The following is a 21,055-nucleotide window of genomic DNA, read 5'->3' on the forward strand; positions in this document are numbered from 1 at the left end:
TTTTTTTATTCCATCTCAAAAACATCGCTTTCTTGCTTGTTTGGTAGAACCAATGAGAGCAAGATTCCGACAACGGCTGGTACTAACCATGGGAGTGATGCCTTGGCAAAAGGAAGAGCATTGACAAGGTTTGCAAGAAACTCAACCTTAAATGAGCTTCCTAATACGCTTGCAATGGCAATAGCTGTAACCACAGCAATTGTCAACTGCATACCTGGTTTTGAAAGAGCCACAAATTTGTTGACAATGACAATCATAACGATAGCAATCGTGATTGGGTACAAGATAACCAGTACAGGGATTGAGTACTTGATAATCGCATCAAGACCCAAATTGGCAATAGCAAATCCAATCAAGGTAAAGGCTGTCGCATAAACCTTGTAGCTGATTTGTGGGAAACGCTCATTAAAGAACTCAGCTGTTGACACAATCAGTCCAACTGTTGTTGTGAAGCAGGTTACGGTAACCATAGCTGCAAGGAAGAGTTGAGCTGTTGAGCCAAAAATTTCTTGAGTGGCTTGTGACAAGATGTAAACACCTGGTGTTCCACCCTTCATCGCTTCAGCTGGTACTGGAAAATGATTTCCAAGGAAACCTAAACCGATATAAAGAGCACTGAAGGCAAGGGCAACAACGATACCAACCACCCAAATAATCGAAATGTATTCTTTCTTACTTGAAAATCCAAGTTGTTTCAAGGTTTGAACTGCAATCACACTAAAGGCAACTGAGGCAAGGGCGTCCAAGGTATTATACCCTTCTAGGAAACCTGTCCCAAAGGCAGAAGCTTGATAAGCAGCTGAAGCAGCTTGAGGACTTGTTCCACCGTATTTAATAGCTCCTAAAACAACCAAGATAACAATCAAGATTGCAAAGACTGGTGTTAAAATACGGCCGATACGGTCCAAGATTTTTGATGGATTAAGCGAAATTAGATAAGCTGCTGCAAAATACAGAACTGTAAAGACAATCAAACCAAGACCTTTATTGGCATCCGACAAAAGAGGGCTAATCCCTACTTCGTAAGCTGTTGTAGCTGTACGTGGGATAGCAAAGAATGGACCGATTGACAAGTAAAGGACTGAGAGGTAAAGAGTCGCAAACCAAGGCGCTATCTTTGTTGAAATCTCGTAGATATATCCTTTAGGATTTAGCGTTCCAATAATAAGGGTCAAGACGGCGATACCAACGCCTGAAAAGACAAAACCTGCGATGGCAGGAAGAAAATGTTCTCCAGATAGAGCACCTAGAGAAGGCGGAAAAATCAAGTTCCCCGCACCAAAAAATATTCCAAACAGGAGTAAACCTGTTAAGGCACCTTTTTTAGCCATGAAAATCTCCTTCATATTTATAAAATACTGACCTAGTATATCATGAATAGGAGCATGAAAAAAGCTTCACGAAGTAAATATTGAATGTTTTCAAGATTCTTAAAAATGAGAATTGTCTAAAAATAACATTCTCCTACCTAGTCCAAACCAAGTAGGAGAAAATTCTACTGTTTAAAGTTCTTCAAAAGCCATCATACCACCTTGTACATTGATAACCTCATAACCTTGGTCAGCTAGGAATTGGCAAGCACGCGCCGATCTCATTCCAGATTTACAAATAACATAATGTAACTGATCCTTGTCCAATTGATCATAAGTATCAGCTAATTGACTCAGCGGTAGGTTGTGAGCACCTTCTAAATGAAGAGCTTCAAACTCCTCCACTTCTCTCACGTCCACTAGAGAAAGTTGGTCATTTTGGTAAAGCTGGTAAAATGCGTCAAAGGTTATTTCTTTCATTCTTTTTCTCCTAATACTCTTCGAAAATCTCTTCAAACCACGTCAGCGTCGCCTTACCGTACTCAAGTACAGCCTGCGGCTAGCTTCCTAGTTTGCTCTTTGATTTTCATTGACTATAAAATGGTTTTAATTCTTTTTTTCAAATCTGGCACCACTTCTGACTCAAACCAAGGATTTTTGGCCATCCAGATTTGATTTCGCGGCGAGGGGTGAACTAGTGGAAAATAGGTTGGCAAGTAGTTCTGGTAATGTTTTACCCGTTCTGTCACCTTGCCACTGATTTTCTCCTTTAAATAGTAGGCCTGGGCGTACTGGCCAATCAAGAGGGTCAATTGAATATCTGGTAATTCTTGCAAGAGCTGAGAATGCCATTTTTCTGCAAAACCTGCTCGCGGTGGCAGGTCACCTGACTTGCCATGCCCTGGAAAGTAGAAATCCATAGGCAAAACAGCAAAATATCCTGAATTGTAAAAAGTGTCTTCGTCAACACCAAGCCAATCTCGCAAGCGGGCACCACTTTTATCTTTCCAATAAAGTCCTGCCTCCTGCGTTTTAAGCCCCGGTGCCTGACCGATGATATTGATGCGAGCAGTCTTTGGCGCTGCAAAGAGAGGCTCAATGCCACGCTCTGTATAGCTGACATTCTGCGGATCCGCCATGATAGCCTGCTTGATTCTTTCGATTTGAGACATCTACTTTCCCTCCAAAAAGAAGTCTAAGCATAAGATCTCAGACTTCTATCGTTTTATTTGATCAATTCATAAATAGCTTCGGCATAGATTGCTGCTGCTCGGAAGAGATCATCCAAGGCGATAAATTCATTAGCTTGGTGCATAGTGTCAATTGAGTCTGGGAACATGGCACCATAGGCAACTCCACGTTCGAGCAAACGACCAAAGGTTCCGCCACCGATAACTTGCTCGTGACCTTTAAGTCCAGTTTGTTTTTCATAGACATTCAATAAGGTTTGAACAAGTGGATCTTCCATTGGCACATAGTGAGGGGTATGACCGTGTTCAGAAAGGCTAACAGAAGCGACCGGCAAGTTTTCTAGGATTGACTTGATTTGTTCTGGACTTGTTCCTTTTGGATAGCGGATATTAAGGGCAATGGTATTATCAGCGCTTGTTTCATCGAAGCGGAAGACGCCTGCATTCATAGAAAGGGCACCCATCTTTTCATCCACATGAGCAATCTTGAGATTTTCACCCTCATGGTCGTTCAAGAGAATTTTACCAGCGATGTCAAGGTAGTCTTTGGCTGGACCAGCAAAGTCAAACTGGCTAAGGAAGAGGGCTAGGTAAGTCGCACCATTAACACCTGAAGCAGGCATAGCACCGTGGGCTGATTTACCAATGATGGTAACCTTGTACTGACCGTTTTCTTCTTGGAGTTCTCCTCTAAGTTTGTGTTCTGCAACAAAGGCATCTAGTTTAGCTTGCAAGTCAGCCAAATCACCTGAAACGACTGCTGTTGCTGATTCTGGTACCATATTTTCACGTAAACCACCTGTGAAACTATGAAGACGGGCAGCACCAGTATTTTCACCTGCAAAGTGGAGGTATTCAGTAATATTTCCTTTTTCACCATTGATGATAGGGAACTCAGCGTCTGGAGAGAAACCAAAGTCTGGTTTTGCAAGTCCTACGTGTTCGAAGTAGTAATCCATGTCTGCCCAGCCTGATTCTTCATCAGTTCCGACGATGAAGCGAACTTTCTTAGAAGTTGGAAGGCCCAATTCTTTGATGATTTTCAAACCATAGTAACAAGCTGTTGTAGGACCCTTGTCGTCCGAAGCCCCACGCGCATAAAGGCGACCTTCTTTGATAGTTGGTGTGTAAGGGTCTGTGTCCCAACCGCTACCAGCTGGAACCACATCCATATGGGCAAAGATTCCGAGAACTTCTTCTCCTTCACCAAACTCAAAATGTCCTGCATAGTTGTCAACATTTTTAGTTGGGTAGCCATCACGGTCTGCAATTTCAAGGAATTTCTCCAAAGCTTTTACCGGCCCAGGTCCAAATGGATGCTCAGCATCAACCTTGCTGTCATCACGTTCAGAGTTGATTTCCAAAAGGCTAAACAAGTCAGCCAAGAGGTCTTCTTTGCGTTTTTCTACTTCTGCTGTAAAATCAATTGTTGTCATTTCTTTCTTCTTTCTATCTTTTCTCGATGATTTCATCTACTGGCAAGCGGTAACTTGGTTCCAATTTTTCGTCTGTGTAACCCACTGTGATCAAGAGTTCTGGGCGGAAACGGTCTTCAATTTCCAAGACTTCGTTGACTTTTGATTTGTCAAAACCAAGAATCAGATTTGATCCGATTCCTTGGTCTGTAAGAGCTAAAACCAAGTTCATAGCAACCAAACCTGCATTGAGGGCTAGATAGTCGCTGACTTGTTGTTCATTGTAACGGGCAAATTCCGCAGGTAAATTCTTCATGAAATATTGAAGTTGTTCTTCAGAAAAGTTATTAGCACCACCAACTCGGGCAATCTTACGAGCACGTTTAGCCAAATCTGTGTCTGTAAACAAGGCAATAGTTACAGGCGCTGATGATACCTGTTCAAAGTTTGAACCGTAAGCCAATTTTGCCAGTTCGGTATTTTTCTCACGCACAACTACAAATTTCCAAGGCTGGCTGTTGTGTGCACTTGGTGCCAAAGTTGCAATTTCGATAGCCGTACGCACATCTTTTGGATCAACTGGCTTATCAGTGAAATGCTTAGTTGCATGACGTTTTTTATTTAATTCAAGAAATTTCATAATCGATTTCCTTTTCTAATTCTACTGCTTCCATTCTACCATAATTTGAAAGAGCTTGCAGGGATTTTTCATAGTATCTCTTGGTCCAAATTATTCTTTTTTAAAAACCAAAATATAATTTTTATAAAAACCTAAGGTAGCAACTGATAAAAGTATCACATCAAAAATGATAATTGCAACAGATAGCCCGGACGATAAAGCAATTTTATGGCCTGCTGTATCTGTAATTCGTTCTAAATGAAAATTTTTAAGTACCAAATACAGATAATAGCTGTTCAATAAACTCGATATATAACCAATTAAAATCTGGGATTTCAATTTTGTAAATATCCATAAACCTAACAAAGGAATAGCTATTATTAATAAGGGAAAACCAAATAAGATAACCGTCAAAAAAAGAAAAATTGGTCCATTCCAAATCCACAGACAATAAAGAAGGCAGAGATAAGAAATTACATATACTGTCCCTAATATTTTATTGCTTATTTTACTTATTTTACTCATTTTCTCTCCATTCTATTATTCCTTGTTCCGCTACTTGAGCTAATTCCTCTTCTTCCTGCGGATTCAACTTCCTCTGCACAGCCTCTGCAACCGCTCTAGGTACTCCAACTTCGACAATCTCATCCACACTGGCTTCCTTGATTTTAGTCAGAGACTTGAAATGTTTCATGAGATTCTGCTTGCGTTTAGGTCCCAGACCGTCAATTCCATCCAGTTGTGAAGAAAAGGAATTTTTGGAGCGCAGTTGGCGGTGGAAAGTAATGGCAAAGCGGTGCACCTCATCTTGAATGCGTTGCAAAAGGAAAAATTCCTGAGAATTACGAGATAACTCCACCACCTCAAGCGGATCTCCGAAGAGCAATTCATGGGTTTGGTGCTTATCATTCTTTTGCAGACCTGCAATGGGGATATCCAAGCCCAGCTCCTCTTGAATGACTTGCTTGGCGATATTGACCTGACCTTGTCCCCCATCGATGACAATCAAATCTGGAGGAGTCAAACCGTCACGCTGTACTCGACCATAGCGCCTGCGAACGACTTCTCTCATGCTGGCATAATCGTCCGGTCCAACAACGGTTTTTATCTTGTACTTACGGTAATCCTTCTTACTCGGTTTACCGTTAACAAAGACCACCATGGCTGAAACAGGACTGGTTCCCATGATGTTGGAGTTATCGAAAGATTCGATACGGACTGGGGTCGGAATTTGGAGCAAGCGTCCTAGATTTTCAATAGCTCCTTGTGTCTTTTCGACAGATTTTTCTAGCAGATTGAACTTCTGCTCCAGACTAACACGAGCATTTTTTATGGCTAGATTGACCAGTTGTTTCTTCTCTCCACGCTGGGGTTTGAGAATCTTAGTATCCACTAAGGCCTCGACGGCTTCTTCATCAATATCCTGCGGAATCAGCACTTCATTGGGTACTAGGTGGGATTTTTCTTGATAGAATTGTCCCACATAGGTTAAGAAGTCCTCGTCCGGATCATTGTAATAAGGGAAAAGATTGACGTCTCGCTCGATGAGCTTACCCTGACGGACAAAGAAAACCTGCACACACATCCAGCCCTTATCCACATAGTAGCCAAAGACATCCCGATTTTGGAGATCCTTAGCCATGACCCGTTGCTTGGTTCGAAGCGTTCCAATAGCCTGAATTAGGTCACGATATTCCGCCGCACGTTCAAATTCCATAGTCTGGGTTGCCGCTGCCATTTTGTCCTTTAGGTCATCAATGATTTTGTCATCCTGCCCTTTTAGAAAATCGGAAACCTCCTGAGCCATAGACTTGAAATAGGCCTCATCCTTCTTACAGATGGTGTGGGCCATACATTGACCGATATGATAGTAAAAACAGACCTTAGATGGTGGATTGGTACACTTACGAAAAGGGAAAATCCTATCCAGCAACCGCTTGATTTCATTGGCCGCCCCCACATCTGGATAAGGTCCAAAGTAGAGACCTCCGTCCTTCTTGACCTGTCGGGTAATAATCAAACGAGGATAGCGTTCATTGGTGATTTTGATGAAAGGATAAGACTTGTCATCCTTGAGCATGATATTGTATTTAGGCTTATTTTCCTTGATCAGATTAATTTCTAGGAGAAGTGCCTCAATATTGGACTCAGTAACGATAAATTCAAAATCCACAATTTCGGACACCAGAGCTTCCGTCTTGGTATCATGACTTCCACGAAAATAGGACCGCACACGGTTTCGCAGATTTTTAGCCTTTCCTACATAGATAATGGTGCCGTTTTTATCCTTGTGAATGTAGCAACCAGGGCTGGTCGGTAAGAGCTCTAGTTTTGATTTAATCAAGTTATTCATAGTTCCATTATAGCAAAAAAGTAGGGAAAAATAGTCCCCTACTCATTGGTCTCATATATTTTTCGGAGGTTTGCAACATCCTCTTCCTGGATACCATAAAAGGAACCCGCAGGTTGCATGACAGACTTCTCATCTGTATGGTCCAAGCCAATTGCATGACCCAACTCATGTTCTGCCGTATGGACAATACGCTCATAGGAATAGCCATAGTTAGGATTGGACAGATAATAGTGATTCAACCGTACCGTTACAGACAAGAATTGCCCCGTTAATAGATTGGTCTGACTTTCTGCCTCTCCTGCCACAGGAGTGCCTCCGTCATTCATCTCCGTAGCCATAATATCTGCCTTACTAGACTCAGTCACAATTTCAAAGTTAAAAGCACCTGTTTGATTCCAGTTCTGAATTGCTTCTACATAAGCTTCTTGAAAGCGTGAATCCATCTGGGGATCCAGGTAAATACGAGCAGAAGCCTGTGGCCACCTTCCTTCAGAGTGTTGGTGGCTATCTGTCTGGCTCAACTTAGGCAGTTGCCCAGTTTTTTCCCATTGGTCAATACTTCGTTGACCAATCTTGACTGACCGTTCTGCTTGCTTTAGCGCTCCTTGAAAATCCCCGTTCAGATACCAGAGAAGACCGAAAGCAAGAGCACATAAGATTACAACTATCCAAATCAGGCGCCAAAACAAACGCCACACAAAAGAAAAGAAAGCCCCTATCAAACGAAAAATCCAGCGCATTTCCCTCCACCTTTCTAGCAAATAAAGTCTATTTTACTAAAACAAGCTGAAAGAAAGCTAAATTATGACAATCTCTCTTCTAATTTGAAATCAATTGGCAGAGTTGCTAGAAACCGTTCCAATTGTTTTTCCCAATAATACCACTCGTGAGTTCCAGCGCTATGGCTATAGGTCACATCAAATCCTATTTTTTTGAGGTTTTTCACTGCCAGATTATTGGCTGCATACAAGAAATCCTGTTCACCACACCAAGCCCAAAGCTTGGTCTTTTTATCCGATTTTTTAGCCAGACTTTCTAGAGAATAGGGACTAGTTGTCCAGTCTTTAATTTCTCCAAACACACCCCTCCAATAAGCTGGTGTTCCCAAATCTTGGCTTTCAGGAGAAAAATCTTGAAAACTAAGGGCACCTGAAAAACTAGCTGCGTGAGAAAAACGATTTGTAGCAAGAGCCAGTTTGAAGCAGCCATAGCCTCCCATAGAAAGACCAGCGATAAAGGTCTTTTCACGCTTGCTGGTCATGTTAGGGAAGAAGCGTTTTAGAACCTGTGGCAATTCCTCTGCTAGAGCTGTGTAATAGTCAAAACCATACTGAGTATCTGTGTACCAACCGTTGCTGGTATTGGGCATAACAACGATAAGATTGGTTCCTCGAAGCAAGCGTTCTACATTGGTCCGCTTGAGCCAACTATTATGATTGCCAGACATCCCATGCAAAAGGTACAAGACGGGAATATCTTTACACTCTGGTTCTTCCACTCGATTGACATCGGGGTAAAGAACATTCACTCCCCACTCCATATCCAAAACTTGTGAGTAATACTCGATTTTCATTACTGCCATAATTTTTCCTCTATTTTTCTATAAGAAAAAGCCGAAATTCGACTTTCTCTCTGTTTATTTCAACAATTATTTCGCTTCCATGACCACTGGTAAAATAGCTGGACGACGTTTGGTTTGGTCAAAGAGATACTTGGTCAGATTATCACGAACCTTCCCTTTAAGATCTGCCCAGTCAAAGTCATCTCCTTGAAGATAATCTTCTACCGTTTGGTTAATCAATTCTGAACTTTCACGGAGAATATCGCGACTCTTCTTGAGATAAACAAATCCACGCGTGTGAACACGGGCCTTGGCTACAATTTTCTTCTCACGACGATTAACGGTAATTGCGACGATGAAAATACCGTCCTCTGACAATACCTTACGGTCACGAAGAACCACATTTCCAACATCACCAATAGCATTCCCGTCAATCAAGACATCCCCTGCCGAAACTGCTCCAGCTGGGACAAAGTCTCCATTTTCATAAGCCATGCTGGTTCCCTTTTTAGGGATGAAAATGCGTTCTGGCAACATTCCAACCGCCATAGCAGCCTTAGCATGGGCATCCAACTCACGGTATTCCCCTTGAATTGGGAAGAGATACTTAGGTTGCAAGAGATTGATCATCAACTGCAAGTCACGCGCATTTCCATGTCCTGACACACGCAAGCTTTGGGTAATCAATTTGACAACCCCGCCAGCTTGGTAAATCATATTTTCCACACGCGCCATGACCGCCTCTTTGGCGATAGACGGAGTGGTTACGATATAGACTAGGTCACCGTCCTTGATTTCCACATAACGGTGACGACCAATCGACATCTTGCGAAGACCGTTGATAGGCTCACCCATACGACCTGTCTCAAGGATAATCAACTCATGGTCTTCAAAGCGAGACATATCTTTTGGCTTAATCAAAAGACTCTCGTTAGCTAGAGACAATTTCTTAAGGCGAATAGCAGTACGGACGATATTTTCAATATCGAATCCTGTCAAGACCACACGACGACCTGTTGCATCCGCAGCGTCAAACACCTGCTGGATACGAGAGAGGTTGCTGGCTACTGCTGCAACAATGATACGACCATCCCAGTCCGAAATGGTTTGAGTGATCTCGTCCCCAACTTCACTTTCGCTAGCCACTTGGATATTACTGTCCGCATTGGCTGAATCGCTAAGAAGAGCTAGAACTCCATCACGACCGATTTCTGCTAAACGAGCAAAGTCTGTCGCATAGGATTCACTAGCTGTCTGGTCAAATTTGAAGTCACCTGTATAAACGATACTACCTTCAGCTGTCTTCAAGACCACACCCAGACTTTCTGGAATAGAGTGGGTCGTACGGAAGAAGGACACCACAGTTCCTCCAAAATCTATCTCCGTATCCTCATCTATAACATGGAAATCATTGAATTTCTTAACTGTGTCATTTCCTTTGACAAAGAGTTTGGCCAACTCAATGGTCAACTCAGAACCAAATACAGGTACCTTGGCTTCAGCCAAGAGATAAGGCAGAGCACCAATGGCATCCGCATGACCGTGGGTCAAGAAGACACCAGCGATACGATCGCTATTTTCAAAAAGGTAGTCCATATTGGGAATGACCACATCCACCCCTAGTTGTTCATTTTCAGGGTATTTTAGACCTGCATCCAAAACGAAAATAGATCCATCGATTTCAGCGATATACATATTTTTCCCGTTTTCACGTACACCACCAAGTGTTGTTAAACTGATATTACTCATTTTGCCTCCGAAAGCTTAATTTATCTTGATTATAGGGTTGCTTACCCTCTTATTCTAAAAGCACTACTTTTAGCCGAATCTTTTCCTACCATTATACCATTTTTTTAATGATTTTCAAAATGAAGATTTGTTTTCAAAAAAGAGCTGGTTGCCCAACTCTTTCCTACGACCTACTCTTTTTCCATTAAAAAGTCATAAATTTCTTGCACAGTGCCCAGCGCCATCATTTCTTGGTCTTTGACGGTTTGTTTAAGATTTTGATAAATCTGACTTTCTCCGATTTCCCGCTTCGGTGCCTCTTTATTCACTGTCATCACACCATCTTTGATTGTCACAAAGCCCAACTCTTCAAATACTTGAATCATCTTGACCAGCAAGATTTGTTGAATATTGAGATAAGCAGCTAAATCTTTCAACTTATAGCGAATATCAAACTCTGGAAACTGGTAAATGGTCTTGTACAATTTGGCAAACTGCTCTCTAGTACCATAACCTGTCAGATAGTAGGCCTTATCAATGTCATTTTTGAAATAGACAGCAGAGAAATTCTGTTCCTGAAAAATGGTCTTCAGCTGAGTAATATCCTCAGGAACTGTTTTTACGATAACAGCTTCACTATCCGCCAGATTTGGCAGTTCTCCAGCAAAATCCAAGACTGGAACCCCTTCTGGCAAGACTGCATTCTTCCCACGGATGTTAAAAAGTTGAACACCCTCCACACGCGCATCCACCATCATCAACTGGAGGGCAGTTTGGCCATTCCATTGGTTGACAGACAATTTGACTGCCAACTCTAGATTCTTAGTTTGAGCAAATTCTGTCGCCCATCTGCCTTGGCCAAAGGCTACCACTTCAAAACTCGTCTCCCCCTTGGAAATTTTCAGCTTGAGATGGGCATTGCCTGCCCCCATAGTACGGGCACTTTCGACCTGAAAATCCTTGATATAAAAGACAGGTTTCTGATTGTCCATGCCAAAAGGTGCCAAACGTTCAAAACTTTTGACCGTTTCCAAGCTAAGTGTCTCCAAATCCAGTTCTTCATCTAGATTTAACTTGTTCTTGCCAGCAGCATCTGCTCCTTTTTCACGGACATAATCTTCCAAAACCTGAGATAAATCTGAGAGTTTCTCCACTTCTAGCGTCATTCCTGCCGCACCAGCATGGCCACCAAAGGCGATGAAGAGGTCTCGATGAGGATCCAGGGCTTCAAAAATATCGACCGCTTCCACACTACGAGCACTGCCCTTGGCACGACCGTCTTCTATATTGAGAACGATGACTGTCTGCCCTAGTTCTTCCAACAAACGACCAGCCACAATTCCTAGAACCCCAGGATTCCAACCTTCCTTAGCCAAGACTTGGACCTTCTTCTCAGGGTCCACCATGGTCTTAGCTTCTTCATAAATAGACTGGACGATTTCCTTGCGCTCTTCGTTTTTCTGATGAATCATGAGGGCAATCTCATGCGCTTCCTCATCATCAAAGCCAGTCAGCAAATCAATGGCAGGATTAGGATCATCCAAGCGGCCCAAGGCATTCAAACGAGGGGCAATCTGGAAACCAACCGTTTCTTCTGTTACTTCGTTGACAGCAATCCCAGCCATGTCCAGCATTCCTTGCAGACCAATGCGCTGAGTATGGCCCAACATTTCCAGACCATACTGAACCAAGATACGGTTCTCATCCGTCAAACTAACCATATCTGCAATGGTACCAATAGCGACCAAATCAAGCAATTCCACTTGCACTTCTTCTAACAGGGCACAAGCCAACTTGAAAGCCACTCCGCAACCAGCCAAATATTTGAAAGGATAGTCCGCATCAGGATGTTCAGGATGGACAATAGCATAGGCATCTGGTAAGGTTTCAGGCATAGAATGGTGGTCAGTCACAATGACATCTACTCCCATAGACTGGGCCAGTTCAATGGCCTCGTGACCCGCAACCCCATTATCCACCGTCACAATCAAGGAAATTCCTTCTTGCTCGATAAAATATTTGTAAACACTGGCATTAGGTCCATAACCGTCGGTAAAACGATTGGGCAGATAAACCCGGCACTCAGCGCCAAGCTGTTCCAAACTTTCCTTAACAATCGAAGCCGAAGTCATTCCATCCGCATCATAATCACCGTAAACGAGGATATTTTCCCCTTCTTCAATGGCCTGACGAATCCGTTCTACTGCCTTGTCCATATCATGGAGCAGATAAGGGTCGTGCAAGTCCTCCAAGGAAGGTTCTAAAAACTTCTTCAGACTTTCTTGGTTCTGAATCCCTCTTTCAAATAATAACCGAGCCACCTCAGGACCCAGTCCAGCCTTCTTGGCTATCTTTGTAAAATCCGCATCTTCTACCTGCGGGGCAAACTGCCATTCATAAGTAGGTGTTATCAAAAAGACATCCACTCTTTCTAAGAATTCTATTGCTTCATTATAACATGATTTAGGCTTTTTCTCTATCCTGATTGCTTTCTACAAAAATTTTACTAACTTTTTTCTGATATGATTTGACAAGACAAATCTTTTGGTGTAGAATCATGTTATAAAATCTAACACAAAGGAGATTCCTTATGGCTTTAGTAGAATTTGAACACGTCGAAAAATATTACGGAGACTACCATGCACTCCGCGACATTAATCTCCGTTTTGAAAAAGGGCAAGTTGTTGTACTCCTAGGCCCTTCTGGTTCTGGGAAGTCCACTCTTATCCGTACGATTAATGGTTTAGAGGCTGTTGACAAGGGAAGTCTCCTAGTCAATGGCCACCAAGTTGCTGGTGCCAGCCAGAAAGATTTAGTACCTCTTCGCAAGGAAGTCGGTATGGTTTTCCAACATTTTAACCTCTATCCGCATAAAACAGTGTTAGAAAACGTAACACTCGCACCCATAAAAGTTCTAGGAATTGATAAAAATGAAGCTGAAAAAACAGCCCAAAAATATCTGGAATTTGTAAATATGTGGGACAAGAAAGATTCATATCCAGCCATGCTATCTGGTGGACAAAAACAACGGATTGCCATCGCACGTGGACTCGCTATGCATCCTGAACTCCTCCTCTTTGATGAGCCAACATCTGCCCTAGACCCTGAAACTATCGGCGATGTTCTAGCAGTTATGCAAAAATTGGCCCACGATGGTATGAATATGATTGTCGTTACCCATGAAATGGGCTTTGCCCGTGAAGTTGCTGATCGCATCATCTTTATGGCTGACGGAGAAGTTTTGGTAGATACGAACGATGTCGATGACTTTTTCGACAATCCAAGCGAACCTCGTGCCCAACAATTCCTCAGCAAAATTATCAACCATGAAAGTGACAAAGTCAAATAAGGAGGCGCCTATGAAAAAGAAATTCTTTTTATCCGCATTATTGATTAGCCTTTTCAGCCTTGCTGCTGCAAAACCAGTCCTGGCTGATACCAGTGTCGCAGACATTCAAAAGAGAGGCGAGCTAGTTGTCGGTGTGAAACAAGACGTTCCCAATTTTGGTTACAAGGATCCCAAGACAGGAACCTATTCTGGTATCGAAACTGACTTGGCCAAGATGGTAGCTGATGAGCTCAAGGTTAAGGTTCGTTATGTGCCTGTTACCGCTCAAACCCGTGGACCCCTTCTAGACAATGAACAGGTCGATATGGATATCGCAACCTTCACCATCACAGACGAACGCAAAAAACTCTACAACTTCACAAGCCCCTACTACACGGACGCTTCTGGCTTTTTGGTCAATAAGTCTGCCAAAATCAAAAAGATTGAGGACCTAAACGGAAAAACCATCGGTGTTGCCCAAGGTTCCATTACTCAACGCTTGATTACCGAACTAGGTAAAAAGAAAGGCTTGACCTTTAAATTCGTCGAACTTGGTTCCTACCCAGAATTGATCACTTCCCTACACGCTCACCGTATTGATGCCTTTTCCGTTGACCGTTCTATCCTATCTGGCTACATCAGTAAACGGACAGAACTACTAGATGATAGTTTCAAGCCATCTGACTACGGTATCGTTACCAAGAAATCAAACACTGAACTCAACGACTATCTCGATAACTTGGTCACCAAATGGAGCAAAGATGGCAGTTTGCAAAAACTTTATGACCGTTACAAGCTCAAACCATCTAGCCATACTGCAGATTAAGGAGGATACCACATGACAGATTTATCATCTTGGACAGCCTATTTTCAGGATTTTGGACAATTTTTCAATGGTTTCCTCTTCACCCTTGCCCTAGCAATTGGATCCTTTATCCTCGCCATGGTTTTGGGCATCTTCTTCGGAGCCATGTCAACCAGTAAACGTCCGATATTGAGAATTTTGGCTCGCATATTTGTGGAGTTTTACCAAAACACTCCCCTCTTGGTGCAGTTTGTTATCGTCTTTTATGGTCTACCTCTTATCAGTGACCACACCATCATGATTCCGATTTATTGGACAGCTGTACTCTGTGTAGGACTCTATCACGGCGCCTATATAGCTGAGGTGATTCGCTCAGGTATTCAGTCGATTCCTAGCGGTCAGATGGAGGCCGCCTTGTCGCAAGGTTTTACCTATATCAGCGCCATGCGCTTGATTATCTTGCCTCAAGCCTTCCGTATCATTCTACCTCCTTTGACCAACCAAATCGTCAACCTCATCAAGAATACTTCAACAGTCGCAATCATCTCTGGCGTAGACTTGATGTTTGTGACCAAATCTTGGTCAGCTCTTAACGGAAACTATATCCCAGCCTTTCTAGGTGCTGCCCTTCTCTACTTTTCTCTATGCTTCCCTGTTGCCCAGTTTGGTCGCAAGATGGAGCAAGCCAACAAAAAAGCCTATTCACTTTAGGAGGTTACTATGGAATCCATTTTAGAAGTTTTGACCCCAGATAACCTAGTCTTTATCTTTAAAGGATTTGGCTTGACCCTCTACATTTCTCTGATTGCCATCGTCCTTTCTACACTTATCGGTACAGTGCTAGCGGTTATGAGAAATGGGAAAAATCCTATCTTGCGTATTATTTCCAGCATTTACATCGAGTTTGTGCGTAACGTTCCCAACCTCCTCTGGATTTTCACTATCTTTTTGGTGTTCAAGATGAAATCCACACCAGCAGGAATCACTGCCTTTACCCTCTTTACCTCAGCAGCCTTGGCTGAGATTATCCGAGGTGGTCTCAATGCCGTAGACAAGGGGCAATACGAAGCAGGAATGTCGCAAGGATTTACCTCAGCCCAAATCCTCTACCACATCATTCTCCCACAAGCCATTCGTAAAATGCTGCCAGCCATCATTTCTCAGTTTGTAACCGTGATTAAGGATACCAGTCTTCTCTACTCTGTTATAGCCCTACAAGAGCTCTTTGGAGCCAGCCAAATTCTCATGGGTCGTTATTTCGAACCAGAGCAGGTCTTCAGTCTGTATATCCTGATTGCCCTCATCTACTTCAGCTTTAACCTAGCCATTTCTAGCCTATCTCATATGCTAGCAAAACGTTGGCAACAAGCTGCAGAATAAACAACCACTCTCCAGTTCAATTGGAGAGTTTTTTTGATGATTGTTGATATTTATAGACCTCAATTTGACACCATACATTTTCTATGATAAAATGTAACAAATTTGTTTACAACAAATCAAAATCTAAATGAAATGGAATTTTCTATGAAATCACTCAAAGGACTGCTCTTTATCATAGCTAGTTTCGTCTTGACTATTTTGACTTGGATGAGCACTTCTCCCCAATTCATGATTCCAGGACTAGCTTTAACAAGCCTATCTCTGACTTTTATCCTAGCCACTCGTCTCCCCCTACTAGAAAGCTGGTTTCACGGTTTGGAGAAGGTCTACACCGTCCACAAATTCACAGCCTTTCTATCCATCATTCTACTCATCTTTCATAACTTTAGTATGGGCGGTTTGTGGGGATCTCGTTTAGCTGCTCAGTTTGGCAATCTTGCCATCTATATCTTTGTCAGCATCATCCTCGTCGCCTATTTAGGCAAATACATCCAATACGAAGCTTGGAGATGGATTCACCGCCTGGTTTACCTAGCTTATATTTTCGGACTCTTTCATGTCTACATGATCATGGGCAATCGTCTTCTCACATTTAATCTTCTAAGTTTTCTTGTTGGTAGCTATGCCCTTTTAGGCTTACTAGCTGGTTTTTATATCATTTTTCTATATCAAAAGATTGGCTTCCCCTATCTAGGGAAAATTACCAATCTCAAACTCTTAAATCACGATACTATAGAAATTCAAATCCATCTTAGCAGACCTTTCAACTATCAATCAGGACAATTTGCCTTCCTAAAGATTTTCCAAGAAGGCTTTGAAAGTGCTCCGCATCCCTTTTCTATCTAAGGAGGTCACGGTCAAACTCTTTACTTTACTGTCAAAAATTCAGGTGACCATACCAAGAATATCTATGACAATCTTCAAGTCGGCAGCAAAGTAAGCGTAGATAGAGCTTACGGACACATGATCATAGAAGAAGGACGAGAAAATCAGGTTTGGATTGCTGGAGGCATTGGGATTACCCCCTTCATCTCTTACATCCGTGAACTTCCTATTTTGGATAAACAGGTTCACTTCTACTATAGCTTCCGTGGAGAGGAAAATGCAGTCTACCTGGATTTGCTCCGTGACTATGCTCAGAAAAACCCTAATTTTGAACTCCATCTAGTAGATAGTAGGAAAGACGGCTATCTTAATTTTGAGCAAGAAGAAGTGCCCGAACATGCAACCGTCTATATGTGTGGTCCTCTTTCTATGATGAAGTTACTTGCCAAACAGATTAAGAAACAAAATCCAAAAGCAGAGCTTATTTACGAAGGATTCAAGTTCAAATAACCACTCATACTCTCCTGGAATTTCCCAGGAGTTTTTTCTACGCAATCTCAAAAAACACTGCCAGATTTCTAGCAGTGTTTTGAGTTTCATTTGCAGGCATCTATCCCTCTTAATCCTTCATTTGACTCTCTGCATCAGCCACGACTTGTTCTAGACTGGTCTGACCAAGTTCTGCCTCCATCGCCAGCTGGATTCTCTCCAATTTTTGATCCAAAACATCATGAATATGAGCTCCGACTGGACAATTTGGATTTGGATTGTCATGGAAACTGAAGAGTTGACCTGTCTTACCAAGACACTCGACCGCTTGATAAACATCTAAAAGACTAATGTCCTTAAGGTCCTTGACAATCTCTGTTCCACCTGTTCCACGCGCTACTGAAATCAGCTCAGCCTTCTTCAACTGGGACAAGGTCTTTCTGATAATGACTGGATTGACCCCGACACTAGCAGCCAGAAAATCACTGGTCACCTTGCTTTCCTTCCCCTCGATGGCAATGATTATCAGCATATGAGTCGCAATGGTAAATCTACTTGGAATTTGCATCCTCTTCTCCTTTTTACGAGGCTCCCCTGCCTCTACTCTTCTTTTTCTATTATTATACCCTTTTTAGTTGTAATGTCAATCGTTACCACTTTTCAACCAGGCATCTAACTCCCTATCGTAGCCCTCTTTCTGGGCCAATTCTCTCAAAAATTCCTGATCATGGGTATGGTGGATACCATTGACCAGACTTTCATAATAAACCTCAAAATAGGGAAGTTTGAGATCTTTAGCCAACTGCAATTCAGCTGCCACATCGTAGTCCACCCGTCGGAAGTCCATATCTACCAAGCCCTTGTCATCAAATTCTAAAATCATATACTGAGCTCGCAAGTCCTTCCGTAACTGAGCATCTAGAAAGAAAGGTTGCCCAATCGAACCCGGATTGACAATCAATTGCCCACCAGTCCCGTAACGAAGCAGCTGCTGGTGAATATGACCATAAACAGCAATATCACAAGAGGGATTGGTCACCAAGCGGTCAAAATCCTCTTGCGCTCCAGTATGAATCAACTCTCGCCCCCAGTTCTTATCAGGAAGATGGTGGCTAATTCCTACCGTCAAATCCCCAAACTGACGATGAAGCTGGAGAGGTTGATTGTGGAGCAGTTCAATTTCTTCTAGGGAAATTTCCTCTAAAACATACTGGCACTGGCGCAAAAGATAGCGTTGGCTGGGACGAGTACTATCCAATTCCTTGCGGACACCATGCCACAGACTATCTTCCCAGTTTCCCAAAACTCTAGCTGTAATCGGTAGTTGAGCCAACAAGTCCAAAATCCTTCTACGCCCTGTTCCTGGCATGAGAATGTCTCCCAAAAGCCAGTATTCATCCACTCCTAGCTGCCGCGCATCTGCCAAAACAGCCTCCAAGGCTGTAGTATTTCCATGAATATCTGAAAGAAGAGCTATTTTTGTCATTCTTTCTCCTCATTTCCTCTTATATATCTTTTTAATATTATAACAAAAAACACTGTTTAATAGTCACCTTTAACCCACTCTTACTAAATCCAGAACACTACTTTTATCAAGGTAAAGACTTATCAAAAAGATGATTTTACATTACTCCTAACAAAGCATATCAGGCAATCTTTCAATGAAGAAAATTCAAAAAAATCTACAAATATCTTGAAAATTTTCACAATCATGCTATAATAATGCATAGAGACAAGTCACTTAGTTCCTTTCTACAAGAGAGTGCGTGGTTGCTGGAAACGCATAGGAAGCCTAAACTGATACTACTCTTGAGTTTTTTATGAAAACATAAAACGGTGGCTACGTTAGAGCCAATCAGAGGTGTCCCTCTTTTTGAGGAACATAAATGAAGGTGGAACCACGTTGCGACGTCCTTTTTAGGATGTCGCTTTTTGTTTTTCTATTTTCATTCACTTCTGTACCTGTTTCCAGAAATAGGGCAGAGACAATCAGTAAATAAAATGATATAAGGAGATTATTATGGTAAAAATTACTTTCCCAGATGGCGCTGTTCGTGAATTCGAATCTGGCGTAACAACTTTTGAAATTGCTCAATCAATCAGCAATTCTCTAGCTAAAAAAGCCTTGGCTGGTAAATTCAACGGCAAACTTATCGATACTACTCGTGCTATTACTGAAGACGGAAGCATCGAAATTGTGACACCTGATCACGAAGATGCCCTTCCAATCTTGCGTCACTCAGCTGCTCACTTGTTCGCCCAAGCAGCTCGTCGTCTGTTCCCAGACATTCACTTGGGAGTTGGTCCAGCCATCGAAGATGGTTTCTACTACGATACTGACAACACAGCTGGTCAAATCTCTAACGAAGACCTTCCTCGTATCGAAGAAGAAATGCAAAAAATCGTCAAAGAAAACTTCCCATCAATTCGTGAGGAAGTGACTAAAGACGAGGCACGTGAAATCTTCAAGAACGACCCTTACAAGTTGGAATTGATTGAAGAACACTCAGAAGACGAAGGTGGTTTGACTATCTATCGTCAGGGTGAATATGTAGACCTCTGCCGTGGCCCTCACGTCCCATCAACAGGCCGCATCCAAATCTTCCACCTTCTCCATGTAGCAGGTGCTTACTGGCGTGGAAATAGCGACAACGCTATGATGCAACGTATTTACGGTACAGCTTGGTTTGACAAGAAAGACTTGAAGAACTACCTTCAAATGCGTGAAGAAGCCAAAGAACGTGACCACCGTAAGCTTGGTAAAGAGCTTGATCTCTTCATGATTTCTCAAGAAGTTGGACAAGGTTTGCCATTCTGGTTACCAAATGGAGCAACTATCCGTCGTGAATTGGAACGCTATATCGTTGACAAAGAGTTGGCTTCTGGCTACCAACACGTTTACACTCCACCACTTGCTTCTGTCGAACTTTACAAGACTTCTGGTCACTGGGATCATTACCAAGAAGATATGTTCCCAACTATGGACATGGGTGATGGGGAAGAATTTGTCCTTCGTCCAATGAACTGTCCGCACCACATCCAAGTCTTCAAACACCATGTTCACTCATACCGTGAATTGCCAATCCGTATCGCCGAAATCGGTATGATGCACCGCTACGAAAAATCTGGTGCCCTCACTGGTCTTCAACGTGTACGTGAAATGTCACTCAACGACGGTCACCTCTTCGTTACTCCAGAACAAATCCAAGAAGAATTCCAGCGTGCCCTTCAGTTGATTATCGATGTTTATGAAGATTTCAACTTGACTGAATACCGCTTCCGCCTCTCTCTTCGTGACCCTCAAGATACTCATAAGTACTTTGATAACGATGAGATGTGGGAAAATGCTCAAACCATGCTTCGTGCAGCTCTTGATGAAATGGGCGTGGACTACTTTGAAGCCGAAGGTGAAGCAGCCTTTTATGGACCAAAATTGGATATTCAAGTTAAGACAGCCCTTGGAAAAGAAGAAACCCTTTCAACTATCCAACTTGACTTCTTGCTTCCAGAACGCTTCGACCTTAAATACATCGGAGCTGATGGCGAAGAGCACCGTCCAGTTATGATCCACCGTGGAGTTATCTCAACTATGGAACGCTTCACAGCTATCTTGATTGAGAACTACAAAGGTGCCTTCCCAACATGGCTTGCACCACACCAAGTAACCCTCATCCCAGTATCTAACGAAAAACACGTGGACTACGCTTGGGAAGTGGCTAAGAAACTCCGTGACCGCGGTGTCCGTGCAGATGTCGATGAGCGCAATGAAAAAATGCAGTTCAAGATCCGTGCTTCACAAACAAGCAAGATTCCTTACCAATTGATCGTTGGGGACAAGGAAATGGAAGACGGAACAGTCAACGTTCGTCGCTACGGCCAAAAAGAAACACAAACTGTCTCAGTAGATGACTTTGTTCAAGCTATCCTAGCTGATATCGCCAACAAATCACGCGTTGAGAAATAAAACAATCACAGTCTGAGAAACATTTTTCAGAGCCAGAAAAAGCAACAACTATTTTGTACTGCCCCCCAAAAGTTGGACAAATAATTAT

18 protein-coding genes and 1 pseudogene are annotated in these 21,055 nt (G+C 42.6%); 6 read left to right on the forward strand and 13 right to left on the reverse strand.

Translation table 11 applies throughout. The features are described from left to right. Positions 1-5: 5 nt before the first annotated feature. The 11 genes from brnQ to recJ all read right to left on the reverse strand — a co-directional run bounded on the left by brnQ (position 6) and on the right by recJ (position 12,590). A complete protein-coding gene (gene brnQ / locus HMPREF2628_RS06165) occupies positions 6-1,331 on the reverse strand; it encodes a branched-chain amino acid transport system II carrier protein (RefSeq protein ID WP_070842645.1) in 1,326 nt (441 codons plus the stop codon). A 171-nt stretch (positions 1,332-1,502) separates the two neighbouring features. Then, on the reverse strand, positions 1,503-1,790 hold the full coding sequence (locus HMPREF2628_RS06170) for a rhodanese-like domain-containing protein (RefSeq protein WP_070842646.1): 288 nt from the start codon (positions 1,788-1,790) through the stop codon (positions 1,503-1,505). 113 nt (positions 1,791-1,903) lie between these two features. Continuing rightward, on the reverse strand, positions 1,904-2,482 hold the full coding sequence (locus tag HMPREF2628_RS06180) for a uracil-DNA glycosylase family protein (protein WP_070842647.1): 579 nt from the start codon (positions 2,480-2,482) through the stop codon (positions 1,904-1,906). A gap of 53 nt (positions 2,483-2,535) precedes the next feature. Next, positions 2,536-3,936, reverse strand: coding sequence for a dipeptidase PepV (gene pepV / locus HMPREF2628_RS06185; RefSeq protein ID WP_049551660.1), 1,401 nt, complete (start codon positions 3,934-3,936; stop codon positions 2,536-2,538). A 13-nt stretch (positions 3,937-3,949) separates the two neighbouring features. Next, positions 3,950-4,555 (reverse strand): nitroreductase family protein, encoded by a 606-nt coding sequence (locus HMPREF2628_RS06190; RefSeq protein WP_070842648.1) that lies wholly within the window; start codon positions 4,553-4,555, stop codon positions 3,950-3,952. 90 nt (positions 4,556-4,645) lie between these two features. Next, positions 4,646-5,059 (reverse strand): hypothetical protein, encoded by a 414-nt coding sequence (locus HMPREF2628_RS06195; protein WP_257375289.1) that lies wholly within the window; start codon positions 5,057-5,059, stop codon positions 4,646-4,648. Then, the gene (gene uvrC, locus HMPREF2628_RS06200) at positions 5,052-6,887 is read right to left on the reverse strand and encodes an excinuclease ABC subunit UvrC (RefSeq protein ID WP_070842649.1); all 1,836 of its coding nucleotides are present in this window, start codon (positions 6,885-6,887) and stop codon (positions 5,052-5,054) included. Before uvrC ends, HMPREF2628_RS06195 begins: the two co-directional genes overlap by 8 nt. Before the next feature lie 38 nt (positions 6,888-6,925). Beyond that, the gene (locus HMPREF2628_RS06205; RefSeq protein WP_070842650.1) at positions 6,926-7,627 is read right to left on the reverse strand and encodes a M57 family metalloprotease; all 702 of its coding nucleotides are present in this window, start codon (positions 7,625-7,627) and stop codon (positions 6,926-6,928) included. A gap of 62 nt (positions 7,628-7,689) precedes the next feature. Next, entirely contained in the window at positions 7,690-8,469 is a 780-nt protein-coding gene (locus tag HMPREF2628_RS06210) for an alpha/beta hydrolase (RefSeq protein ID WP_070842651.1), read from the reverse strand. A 66-nt stretch (positions 8,470-8,535) separates the two neighbouring features. After that, positions 8,536-10,197, reverse strand: a complete 1,662-nt coding sequence (locus tag HMPREF2628_RS06215) for a ribonuclease J (protein ID WP_000065614.1) — start codon at positions 10,195-10,197, stop codon at positions 8,536-8,538. A gap of 170 nt (positions 10,198-10,367) precedes the next feature. Beyond that, positions 10,368-12,590, reverse strand: a complete 2,223-nt coding sequence (recJ, locus tag HMPREF2628_RS06220; RefSeq protein WP_070842652.1) for a single-stranded-DNA-specific exonuclease RecJ — start codon at positions 12,588-12,590, stop codon at positions 10,368-10,370. 176 nt (positions 12,591-12,766) lie between these two features. Between recJ and HMPREF2628_RS06225 the strand changes: the two genes are divergently transcribed. From HMPREF2628_RS06225 to HMPREF2628_RS06245, 5 genes and pseudogenes are all read left to right on the forward strand, one after another. Next, positions 12,767-13,525, forward strand: coding sequence for an amino acid ABC transporter ATP-binding protein (locus HMPREF2628_RS06225; protein WP_070842653.1), 759 nt, complete (start codon positions 12,767-12,769; stop codon positions 13,523-13,525). 10 nt (positions 13,526-13,535) lie between these two features. Beyond that, positions 13,536-14,330 carry a transporter substrate-binding domain-containing protein gene (locus HMPREF2628_RS06230; protein ID WP_083320533.1) on the forward strand — a complete coding sequence of 265 codons (795 nt, stop codon included), beginning with the start codon at positions 13,536-13,538 and terminating at the stop codon, positions 14,328-14,330. Between the two features lie 12 nt (positions 14,331-14,342). Next, positions 14,343-15,020 carry an amino acid ABC transporter permease gene (locus HMPREF2628_RS06235; protein ID WP_000131145.1) on the forward strand — a complete coding sequence of 226 codons (678 nt, stop codon included), beginning with the start codon at positions 14,343-14,345 and terminating at the stop codon, positions 15,018-15,020. Positions 15,021-15,029: 9 nt separating this feature from the next. Further along, on the forward strand, positions 15,030-15,689 hold the full coding sequence (locus HMPREF2628_RS06240) for an amino acid ABC transporter permease (RefSeq protein ID WP_000443883.1): 660 nt from the start codon (positions 15,030-15,032) through the stop codon (positions 15,687-15,689). Positions 15,690-15,833: 144 nt separating this feature from the next. Beyond that, a pseudogene (locus HMPREF2628_RS06245) lies at positions 15,834-17,024 on the forward strand (oxidoreductase). Between the two features lie 109 nt (positions 17,025-17,133). On the opposite strand, the gene HMPREF2628_RS06250 reads toward HMPREF2628_RS06245, so the two are convergent. Beyond that, positions 17,134-17,571 (reverse strand): Rrf2 family transcriptional regulator, encoded by a 438-nt coding sequence (locus tag HMPREF2628_RS06250; protein WP_070842654.1) that lies wholly within the window; start codon positions 17,569-17,571, stop codon positions 17,134-17,136. Positions 17,572-17,646: 75 nt separating this feature from the next. Then, a complete protein-coding gene (locus tag HMPREF2628_RS06255; RefSeq protein WP_070842655.1) occupies positions 17,647-18,489 on the reverse strand; it encodes a metallophosphoesterase family protein in 843 nt (280 codons plus the stop codon). A gap of 534 nt (positions 18,490-19,023) precedes the next feature. Between HMPREF2628_RS06255 and thrS the strand changes: the two genes are divergently transcribed. Next, complete coding sequence (thrS, locus tag HMPREF2628_RS06260; RefSeq protein ID WP_000239115.1) at positions 19,024-20,967, forward strand: threonine--tRNA ligase; 1,944 nt, start codon at positions 19,024-19,026, stop codon at positions 20,965-20,967. Positions 20,968-21,055: the final 88 nt, after the last annotated feature.

It is taken from the genome of Streptococcus sp. HMSC063B03, from assembly GCF_001836965.1.
Lineage (GTDB): Bacteria > Bacillota > Bacilli > Lactobacillales > Streptococcaceae > Streptococcus > Streptococcus pneumoniae_F.

Excerpts from the sequence above, each read along its gene's own strand:
- brnQ (WP_070842645.1), bottom strand. The coding sequence starts at position 1,331 with ATGGCTAAAAAAGGTGCCTTAACAGGTTTACTCCTGTTTGGAATATTT.
- HMPREF2628_RS06170 (WP_070842646.1), bottom strand. The coding sequence starts at position 1,790 with ATGAAAGAAATAACCTTTGACGCATTTTACCAGCTTTACCAAAATGAC.
- HMPREF2628_RS06180 (WP_070842647.1), bottom strand. The coding sequence starts at position 2,482 with ATGTCTCAAATCGAAAGAATCAAGCAGGCTATCATGGCGGATCCGCAG.
- pepV (WP_049551660.1), bottom strand. The coding sequence starts at position 3,936 with ATGACAACAATTGATTTTACAGCAGAAGTAGAAAAACGCAAAGAAGAC.
- HMPREF2628_RS06190 (WP_070842648.1), bottom strand. The coding sequence starts at position 4,555 with ATGAAATTTCTTGAATTAAATAAAAAACGTCATGCAACTAAGCATTTC.
- HMPREF2628_RS06195 (WP_257375289.1), bottom strand. The coding sequence starts at position 5,059 with ATGAGTAAAATAAGTAAAATAAGCAATAAAATATTAGGGACAGTATAT.
- uvrC (WP_070842649.1), bottom strand. The coding sequence starts at position 6,887 with ATGAATAACTTGATTAAATCAAAACTAGAGCTCTTACCGACCAGCCCT.
- HMPREF2628_RS06205 (WP_070842650.1), bottom strand. The coding sequence starts at position 7,627 with ATGCGCTGGATTTTTCGTTTGATAGGGGCTTTCTTTTCTTTTGTGTGG.
- HMPREF2628_RS06210 (WP_070842651.1), bottom strand. The coding sequence starts at position 8,469 with ATGGCAGTAATGAAAATCGAGTATTACTCACAAGTTTTGGATATGGAG.
- HMPREF2628_RS06215 (WP_000065614.1), bottom strand. The coding sequence starts at position 10,197 with ATGAGTAATATCAGTTTAACAACACTTGGTGGTGTACGTGAAAACGGG.
- HMPREF2628_RS06225 (WP_070842653.1), top strand. The coding sequence starts at position 12,767 with ATGGCTTTAGTAGAATTTGAACACGTCGAAAAATATTACGGAGACTAC.
- HMPREF2628_RS06230 (WP_083320533.1), top strand. The coding sequence starts at position 13,536 with ATGAAAAAGAAATTCTTTTTATCCGCATTATTGATTAGCCTTTTCAGC.
- HMPREF2628_RS06235 (WP_000131145.1), top strand. The coding sequence starts at position 14,343 with ATGACAGATTTATCATCTTGGACAGCCTATTTTCAGGATTTTGGACAA.
- HMPREF2628_RS06240 (WP_000443883.1), top strand. The coding sequence starts at position 15,030 with ATGGAATCCATTTTAGAAGTTTTGACCCCAGATAACCTAGTCTTTATC.
- HMPREF2628_RS06250 (WP_070842654.1), bottom strand. The coding sequence starts at position 17,571 with ATGCAAATTCCAAGTAGATTTACCATTGCGACTCATATGCTGATAATC.
- HMPREF2628_RS06255 (WP_070842655.1), bottom strand. The coding sequence starts at position 18,489 with ATGACAAAAATAGCTCTTCTTTCAGATATTCATGGAAATACTACAGCC.
- thrS (WP_000239115.1), top strand. The coding sequence starts at position 19,024 with ATGGTAAAAATTACTTTCCCAGATGGCGCTGTTCGTGAATTCGAATCT.